Origin of the sequence: Flavobacterium sp. (genome assembly GCF_028712645.1) — a bacterium.
Lineage (GTDB): Bacteria > Bacteroidota > Bacteroidia > Flavobacteriales > Flavobacteriaceae > Flavobacterium.
In genome coordinates this window covers 1-8,011 of record NZ_JAQTPQ010000160.1, presented here as the reverse complement: position 1 = coordinate 8,011, position 8,011 = coordinate 1, and the positions used below count along the sequence as shown (strand labels likewise).

Genomic DNA, 8,011 nt, shown 5'->3' with positions numbered 1-8,011 from the left:
CCCAGCAATTAAATAGAACTGGAGCATCATCATCTGATGCTGAAATGACAGATATTGGTGGTTCTTTTGGTATTCCTGCAACAGCAGATTTTATCATGTCATTAGCTAGAACTGAAGAATTAGATGCTATACAACAATTATTAGTTAAGATCCTCAAAAATAGATATAGAGGATCCGTTGATAAGAAAAGATTTTGTATTGGTGTTGACATTATGACTCAAACATTATATGATGTTTCTGAATCAGAACAAGAAGGTTTAGTTGATACGAAACCTAAAGAATTGGAAGGAAAAAATTTAAAAGAAAAATTTTCAACTGCCAATAAAAATAGATTTGCTGCATTAGATGAATCTTTTAGTTCTGAATATGAAGTTGTACCATTCAAAGGATTTGATGACTAAATAACAGTATTTAAGCGTAAGGATGTAAACATGGAAACAAATATGGAAATAGCTACAATTAGTAGAGAAGCAGGATGCTTCGTTGGAGAAACATTAGTTAAAACAAAAGAAGGTTACAAAGAAATTCGTGATATTGAAATAGGTGAAATGGTATGGTCTTTTGATGAAGAAAATGATAAAAAATCATGGAAGAAAGTATATGAAATATTTACTTTTGATGATAAAAAAATAATCGAAATATTACTTAGTGACGATACAAGTATACGATGTACAGAAGATCATTTATTTTTTGTTGATGGTGATTGGGTCGAAGCTAAAGAATTAGAATACATTGATGATTTAGAAATAATTAAAATAAAAAAATTAAAACAAACTTGTACTGTATATGATATAAGTGTTGAAAATAATAATACGTTTTTTGTAACTGAAAATAATATACTAGTGCACACTTCAAGTAAATAATTGTATATTAAAATAAGAGGATAATATGGATGATACTCAATTAAAAAGTACCAAGTTAATTAATGAATTTTTAACTTCAATTAGTGATAAAGAATTTTTATCTGAATACAATAATTGTGAAAAAAATATTGGGCCAACAATATCTGAATATCTTGGTACTGAAGATGATGATAATGATCTTAATGTATTAGAGGAATCTGATTAACGTGGGCGGTAATGTAATAATCGATTCAATCCCAGCAGATAAAATCAAAGTAGAGGATAGAGAATCAATAATGTATCATCTTCGTTCTCTATTTTGGTGTATTAGTAATCAACATAATAATTTATATTCTTTTCCATTATGGGATCATATATTAGATAATGATATCTATTATTCAGGTAGTACTAAATATTTGTTTGATACGTCAATACCTCTTAGTGAATTATTGAAATATAAACCAACTATAGGTGATATTGATATTAAAGTAGATAAAAATAATAGAAGATCATTATCTTTTGTTTTAAATAAAAACCTACATAATGTTTTATCTGGTTTTTATTTAATAGGATACAAAGAATCTGTTGATCAAATTATTACTTTATGGCATAATGAGTTGTTTGGTAATATTCAAATAGATTTCGAATTTGTCGATTTTATTGAATTATATCCAACAATCTGGTCAACTTTTAGTAAAAATTCAGAATGGAGAGATACTGAGATTGGTATTAAAGCAGTCTTTCATAAATTATTATTAAGAGCTGTCACAGGAAAAAATATAGATGAATTGATTTTTCTTAATGAATCAGGTAAAAAAATAAAAAAAGAAATATCTTCATTGTATGCTTTTTCTGTAAATAAAGGATTGAGATACAAATTCAAAACAGTCGAATATGAAGGTAAATCAATATTACAAAAATTATATGTTAAAGATTCAAAATATATTAGAAATATCAATAAAATATTAAATATATTATTTGATAAACCAGAACACAACTATTGGAATGAAGATCAAATTAAACTATCATATTCATTTTCTGGTCTAATTGAATTGATTATTAAAAATTGCGATAGATTTGAACATATCAATATTTACAATTCATTTTTATATTCTGTTATTGGTGATAATGCTCAACAATTATGTAGAGATAAAGATGAAGATATACGAATAAAACAAGTAGCGATAAATTATTTAAAAACAAAATTATATATTTGAGGTGATATTTTATGGATTTAATTTTTTGGTTGATGACTAAACATTTCTTTTGCGATTTTCCTTTCCAAATACCATATATGTATAAAAATAAAGGTAAATATCTTCATCTTGGTGGTATTTTACACTCTTTAACACACGGTATATTTACAGGAGTTATATTATCAATATTGCATCCTACATATATTTGGTTAGCAATTATTGATTTTATATTGCATTATCATATTGATTGGGCAAAAGTTAAAATCAATACATATTTTAATTTACAACCAAATAATAGTGAATGGTATTGGGTATTATTAGGATTTGATCAGCTTTGTCATTTCTATACCTATTTTGGTATAGCATATATTTGTTGGAATTTATAATTATGAAATTATTATTTGATATCTTCATATTAGGTTTGAGTGTATATTTGTTAGATATTTCTACTAATATTTACCAAATTATCGCTGTTTTATTTGTATATGGATTAGTGAATTATGTACAAGGATATTTAGAAGGGAATAAGAAGAAGGGAATAAGAAAAATGGAATGTAATCCTTGTACTTTAACAAGTCACGAAGGTAGATGTGATGGAGCAATATATTCAGCGTGTGGATATTGTGGATCACCTGATTTAAATAAGTGTCATAAAAATGAAACAGATCAATCAATATTAAAAGCATATTTTTACGGTACTCTAATTGAAACATCAATACCATACGCTGAACAATTATTACTTTCTGGCATTGAACCTGAGTTTGATTACCAAAATGAATACCCAATACAAAAAATATTGAAATATGATAAATCTTGTGAAACGTGCAGAAAAAGTAAATGGTGTAAATTCATGAAAATACAATCTAAATGTGGTAAATATTTAGATCGTTGGGAAATAAGTTCTAGATATAGTGAAGAACTTATTAAAAAAATTATTTGACATTTTAATCAAGATAAAATATAATTATTAAGAATTAAATTAACAGTGAGATTTTTATAATGAATACATTGATAAGAGTTTGTAAAAATATTTATGAGTCTAAAAAAAGGGCATGTTACGTTGTACGTATCGCTGTAGATAATAAGATCTACCAAAAAAGTTTTGGTTATACAAAAGATGGACAACGAATTGCGCTACAAAAAGCGATTAAATATAAAAGAGACTTACAAACAAAATTGAGTATCCAACGCCAGTCAATCATCAATTATACACCACTCATCAAAAAGAATAAATGGCTTATTCTTGAGCCAAATATTTATCATAATGAAATAGGTAATACTATTATCGTTTCAATTCGAAAAGATAACGTCAACAAGCGTAAAACATTTTCAATCAATACTAATAGACCTTACCATATCGCTCTATTAGAAGCAAAAAGATTCAAAAATAGTATTGACAACTAGGAATATTATTTTATAATTATCCTATAAATCAAATTACATATATCGATAACTTTTTGATACAAGAAAAAGTTATCGAATTTATATCAACTATGGAGTAAATGATATGTTATATAAAATTGATAAATTCTTTATTTCTGGTATTTTGAAAGGTATTACTTTATCCGAAATTACTTCTGTTGAATTTTCAGTTGGCGATGAAATTAACGGGATAGGTGGATCAAAATATAGAATCATATCAGTAGAAACTATTGAATAAGTTTTCAACAAATTCAATACACATAAAGTGAAAAATAAAGGATAAAATCAAAAATAAATACCCGTATTTAATATGGGTATTTATGTCAGGAAGACCATTATCTAGTAAAGAAGGATATGAAAAATATCTTAATTCTGATATGAAATTATATCTAAAATATGATAAAACACAAACCGTTTTATTCAGAAAAGATTTGAATCCAAAAAACTCTATCTGGTATATTGTGGAATATAATAATGAACTGCGAAAAATTCATTATTCGGAATTATTAAAACCTGGTAGAGAACAATACATAAGGGTTAAGCCACAAAATTTGGGCATTATTGGATATTATGAAACCCCGTATGATATTGCTAACACAGTATACAATTCGTTAGATAATATTGATGATTATAATAGATCTCATATTATAAAATTATTATGTAAATTCAATTCCCAATTTGCTAAAAAACATTTTAATATTGATAGAAATCTTTCAATGTATCAAGAGAGTGTCAATAATGCAATTATCGCAAAAGACTTTGGTGAAGTCTTAGGTGCATTATGGTTAAATGAAAATCATATTGAATTCCCAAGAGAGTATAATTTTCCTCTCTATGATTATATCGTAAACGGAATAAAATATTCAGCTAAAATTGAAAAATCTTGTAATACTGTTAAATTATCCCACATTCAAGAATTGATCCCAAAAAATCATTCTCATTGGATAACATCGCTAATTGATGAATATGTTCATACTATAAAAAATAATGGTGTTAAACAAGGTAACATATTATTTGAGGATTATTATAAACAATATTTTCCTAGTAAATTGACAGGAAATCGGTATTGGAGAGAATTATCAAATAATATAGATGGGATAACAGAATTTTATAGTGATATTGTTCCATCAAATATTAAAAATATTGTTACTATACAAAATAATGGGGATTTCATAATTAAAATAAAATCCCCTCGATTAGTTAAATTCAAACTCAAAGAGTATAAAGAACAACTCGGTATGGAATTGTTTTTTTAAAATTTCCTTTTATAAGTCATTGTTAAATAAACATGATTTTTTTGATTTTACAAAAAATAAAATAATATAAGCGAATTGCCTTGATGTGTTAATATTTATTTTTAAAAAATCAAATTTTTAATGTAAGTTATTGTTTAAATTGAAAAAGATGTGATTTTCTTAATTTTGTCACTAAGTAGTAAAATTGCATCTTTCGGAAATAATGAATCAAATAAATTATCATTTTCATTGTTAATATAATCAACATCGCATTTGATTAATACGTCATTCCACGAAGTATTAGTTTCTTTTGATTGTATTTTTGAAAGAACATAGGTATTATATTTAAGCGATTCTGCATTATAATCTGAAATACCTTCAAACCAAATTGATCGTAATATATCATTGTGTTTTAAATTTAGAGATTTTCCTAAGGGCTTAATAATAAAACAAGTCTTGTCTTTTTTTGATATTTGTAAATATGTTAAAGGATCTTCATCTCCTATTTCATCTAATATAGTTGAAATATTATATGCAATTATACCATTTGGTCTTGGTCTATCATATTTTAATATTTTCGTGAATTTTAATTCAGAAGTATCTTGTAATATCAACCAATAATCATGATACTTTTTTAAAATATTAGTCAGTGTAAAATTCTTCATCTAAATTATCCAGTAATTTTTCAATTTGTTCAATTTCTTCTTGTGTTAATTCATCAATAATATCAAGTGGTGCCTCTTCCATGTCGTACTCCTAAAATAAAATATTTATAGAAAAAATTTTACTTTTTATATTATATAATAATATATTTTAAATTTTACTATTATAATAAAAAATTTGACAATTTAAAAAAACAATATATAATTATTAAAATTATTTTAAACAAAGGAGAATAACTATGCGATATTATGGTTTTGGAAATTACAAATATGTCAGTTGAATATGATAAAAGATCTGATTTTTATGAATGGGCTAGAGATCATAAGACTATGATATTATTGAATGGAGGTAATTCTTCATCTCTGAAGAATATAGTTAGATGGTTTTCAGAACCATGGAATAATTTTGATTGGAGTTATTTCAATGAAGATGAAGAATCTTTAGACAGTGCTATAACTGCCGTTGGTATTATTTTACCTGAAAAAATTTATAATTATTCTCTAGAGATGAATAATAGCGAATTAACTCCTGATGAAATTGTATTAGCAGTAAATTTGAAACAATATAAATTAGCATAAATCTATGGAATAATATTTTTATGTCTGTAAGAAAATTGTATAGAAATAATTCTTGTACTAGATGGACTAATTATTCTCTCGATGGGAGACCAGAAAAAATCACTTTGTATACAAAAAGCGGTAAACAAATAATTCGTCGTGTAAATTTTTGGCAATCTTTTGGTAATTTTGCAACTGCAAATATTACCTATAAAGGTAAAAAAATCAATATATTTCCTGATACAATTTTAGAAGATTGATTTATTATAAATGACAGTCAATTTTATCCTACTCCATTAGAATTAGCAATAAAAGCTAAACGAAAATTTAAAAACCAATCGTTTAAAAGAATACTTGAGCCAAGTGCCGGCCGAGGTGATCTTTTACTTCCATTTAAAAATATATTGAACAAACAATATATTGATTGTATTGAGATTGATTTTGAAAATCAAGCTGTACTTAGGGAGCTTGGTTATAATGTAATAGATGGTGATTTTTTATCTTCAAATATTATTTGTATGTATAGCCATATTATAATGAATCCACCATTTCAAAATGGTGTAGATCATGTATTAAAGGCATGGGATTCATTATATTCTGGTGAAATTGTTGCTGTTGTAAATGCAGAAACAATTAAAAATCCATTTTCAGTAAAAAGAAAACAATTGTGTAAATTGATTGAAGATCATGGCGAAGTAGAATTTTATGATAATGAATTTTTATCTCAAGATACTAAAAGAAAAACATCCGTTGAAATAGCTTTGATTTGGTTAGAAAAAATTAAAGAACCCGCTTATGATTTTACGAATGGTTTAGAATCAGATAATATCCCTGATATTGATTTTTCGAATAAAAATAATTTAGTATTAAGAGATAACAATATTGGTAATATAGTTTTAATTTTCAATAATGCAGTTGAAAAATTAAAACAAGTAATATATGCTGAAGATGAATTTGTATATTATTCAAATTTGTTAGGTAAAGCATTTAATCAAGAAAATACGATTGATAAATTTAATCTAGAAGAAACATTTAATACTCGATATACGGAGTTACAAAAAAAGGCTTGGACGAATATACTGAATTCAACTGAGTTCAGGAAATATTTATCATCAAAAACATATAATAAATTAGTTTCTGATTTTGATTCAGTATCAAAATCAAGTTTTACTGAAAATAATATCAGAGGGTTTTTACTTGGTCTTGTAAATAATCAAAGTGATATGAATTTACAAATGTTATTAGATTGTTTTGATGAAATAACAAAATATAAGACTGATAATAGGGCTTATTATTGTGGATGGAAATCAAATGATAAACATAAAACACAAGCATATAGAGTAAAGATGACAAGATTTATTCTACCAACATATGCATATGAATGGCAAACATATTGTCCGTGGGAATTCAGAAATAAGTTAGCGGATTTTGATAAAGTATTCGCGATGTTAGATGGTAAATCAACTGATTTTGATGGGTATAGTACACTTGAAAAATGTATAAGTGATAAGTGGGATTTATTATGTTCCAGAGAAAGAATATCAACTGAATATTTTGATATTCGATATTATAAAGGGAAAAGATCAATGCACTTTTTTCCAACCCGTAAAGATTTGATTGATAGATTAAATCGTATGGTTGGAAAAGAAAGATCCTGGCTACCACAAGATGATAAAGCATCTAAATCTTTTTGGAAACAATATGATGATGCAGAAAAAATAACATCTAAAATGGTCATAAATGATAGATATTGTGGTGATTCAGATCAATGTTAAAGATTATGGTGTCTAATGGTTATCGTAACTTCATTGGAATTGTTAATAGCAATTTTCATAATTTGGTATTTATTTGAAAAATTTACAAAAATCAAGGATTATTTATGCGAAAAAGTAAAATCACTTTGGTAATGGTATTAGCGATTGCGGTATTAGCTATTACTGGTTGTGGAAAAGCAGAAAGATGGGTAGCTACACAAACTGGTGGTGGATATACTACTTGTATCGATGGTATCAATTATATTCAGTTTACAAGTGGTGCGACTGTTAAAATTGATAGGATCACAAAATTACCACAAGAATGTAAGTGATAAAAATAGG

At 25.9% G+C, this 8,011-nt stretch carries 14 protein-coding genes; 13 read left to right on the top strand and 1 reads right to left on the bottom strand.

Annotated elements, in window-relative coordinates; all coding sequences use genetic code 11:
* The 9 genes from PHC28_RS12370 to PHC28_RS12330 form a co-directional block, all read left to right on the top strand.
* The coding region (locus PHC28_RS12370; RefSeq protein ID WP_300100870.1) for a hypothetical protein at positions 1-401 on the top strand (401 nt) is incomplete at its 5' end.
* A gap of 30 nt (positions 402-431) precedes the next feature.
* Positions 432-863: a Hint domain-containing protein gene (locus PHC28_RS12365; RefSeq protein WP_300100867.1), complete on the top strand. Its 432-nt coding sequence runs from the start codon at positions 432-434 to the stop codon at positions 861-863.
* A 25-nt stretch (positions 864-888) separates the two neighbouring features.
* Positions 889-1,068 (top strand): hypothetical protein, encoded by a 180-nt coding sequence (locus PHC28_RS12360; protein ID WP_300100864.1) that lies wholly within the window; start codon positions 889-891, stop codon positions 1,066-1,068.
* Between the two features lies 1 nt (position 1,069).
* A complete protein-coding gene (locus PHC28_RS12355) occupies positions 1,070-2,059 on the top strand; it encodes a hypothetical protein (protein ID WP_300100861.1) in 990 nt (329 codons plus the stop codon).
* A gap of 11 nt (positions 2,060-2,070) precedes the next feature.
* On the top strand, positions 2,071-2,424 hold the full coding sequence (locus PHC28_RS12350) for a DUF3307 domain-containing protein (protein ID WP_367278029.1): 354 nt from the start codon (positions 2,071-2,073) through the stop codon (positions 2,422-2,424).
* Between the two features lie 2 nt (positions 2,425-2,426).
* Complete coding sequence (locus PHC28_RS12345; protein WP_300100858.1) at positions 2,427-2,978, top strand: hypothetical protein; 552 nt, start codon at positions 2,427-2,429, stop codon at positions 2,976-2,978.
* A 59-nt stretch (positions 2,979-3,037) separates the two neighbouring features.
* The gene (locus tag PHC28_RS12340) at positions 3,038-3,442 is read left to right on the top strand and encodes a hypothetical protein (protein WP_300100855.1); all 405 of its coding nucleotides are present in this window, start codon (positions 3,038-3,040) and stop codon (positions 3,440-3,442) included.
* A gap of 103 nt (positions 3,443-3,545) precedes the next feature.
* On the top strand, positions 3,546-3,698 hold the full coding sequence (locus PHC28_RS12335; RefSeq protein WP_300100852.1) for a hypothetical protein: 153 nt from the start codon (positions 3,546-3,548) through the stop codon (positions 3,696-3,698).
* Between the two features lie 82 nt (positions 3,699-3,780).
* On the top strand, positions 3,781-4,716 hold the full coding sequence (locus tag PHC28_RS12330) for a hypothetical protein (protein ID WP_300100849.1): 936 nt from the start codon (positions 3,781-3,783) through the stop codon (positions 4,714-4,716).
* 134 nt (positions 4,717-4,850) lie between these two features.
* Here PHC28_RS12330 and PHC28_RS12325 read toward each other — a convergent pair whose 3' ends face one another.
* Positions 4,851-5,360: a hypothetical protein gene (locus PHC28_RS12325; RefSeq protein WP_300100846.1), complete on the bottom strand. Its 510-nt coding sequence runs from the start codon at positions 5,358-5,360 to the stop codon at positions 4,851-4,853.
* 327 nt (positions 5,361-5,687) lie between these two features.
* Here PHC28_RS12325 and PHC28_RS12320 point away from each other — a divergent pair, with 327 nt between their 5' ends.
* The 4 genes from PHC28_RS12320 to PHC28_RS12305 all read left to right on the top strand — a co-directional run bounded on the left by PHC28_RS12320 (position 5,688) and on the right by PHC28_RS12305 (position 8,001).
* On the top strand, positions 5,688-5,936 hold the full coding sequence (locus PHC28_RS12320) for a hypothetical protein (RefSeq protein WP_300100843.1): 249 nt from the start codon (positions 5,688-5,690) through the stop codon (positions 5,934-5,936).
* 20 nt (positions 5,937-5,956) lie between these two features.
* Positions 5,957-6,175 (top strand): hypothetical protein, encoded by a 219-nt coding sequence (locus PHC28_RS12315; protein ID WP_300100838.1) that lies wholly within the window; start codon positions 5,957-5,959, stop codon positions 6,173-6,175.
* 144 nt (positions 6,176-6,319) lie between these two features.
* Complete coding sequence (locus PHC28_RS12310; protein WP_300100833.1) at positions 6,320-7,690, top strand: DUF4942 domain-containing protein; 1,371 nt, start codon at positions 6,320-6,322, stop codon at positions 7,688-7,690.
* Between the two features lie 104 nt (positions 7,691-7,794).
* On the top strand, positions 7,795-8,001 hold the full coding sequence (locus PHC28_RS12305) for a hypothetical protein (protein ID WP_300100827.1): 207 nt from the start codon (positions 7,795-7,797) through the stop codon (positions 7,999-8,001).
* Positions 8,002-8,011: the final 10 nt, after the last annotated feature.